The sequence below is a fragment of the Microbacterium sp. 18062 genome (genome assembly GCF_902706225.1).
In the GTDB taxonomy this organism is placed as follows: Bacteria; Actinomycetota; Actinomycetes; order Actinomycetales; family Microbacteriaceae; genus Microbacterium.
This window is the reverse complement of the sequence record NZ_CACSKB010000620.1, coordinates 1-395: the sequence shown is the minus strand read 5'-3', so window position 1 is coordinate 395 and position 395 is coordinate 1. Positions and strand designations below refer to the sequence as shown.

Annotated in this window: 1 pseudogene; it reads right to left on the bottom strand. The window is 62.8% G+C overall.

Features of this window, described 5'->3' with window-relative positions:
- Nucleotide 1: 1 nt before the first annotated feature.
- A pseudogene (locus GVL03_RS22515) lies at nt 2-395 on the bottom strand (class I SAM-dependent methyltransferase); the annotation flags it as partial.

The following is a 395-nucleotide window of genomic DNA, read 5'->3' as shown; positions in this document are numbered from 1 at the left end:
ATTAATCCACAGACTCGCACACCACTGACCATGGCAGAGTTATTGAGTTATCCGCCAGGCGGCGGCGCGGGTTGAGCCGCGCCGCGGGGAGGTAGGCGTCGCCAAGAGAGTCCAAGAACTCCCGCTTTGCCGAGCGCCACCGCACCCGCGGGCCAAAGACAGCCAAGGGGGCAGCGTGCTCCCAGCAACGGTCGAGCTCGGCCAGGACGTCGTAGATGCGGTGCCCCGGAGTATTCCGGTGGATCAGGACTTTCGGCAGGCGTTCGGCAAGGTCGGACGGAGTTTCTATGTCCTGCGGATCCCAAGCAAGGGTCAGCGATTGTGGCCCCTGTTGGTCGAGCAGAACCCAGCATGAGCGACGACCGATCTCATCGCATGTGCCCTCGATAATCACC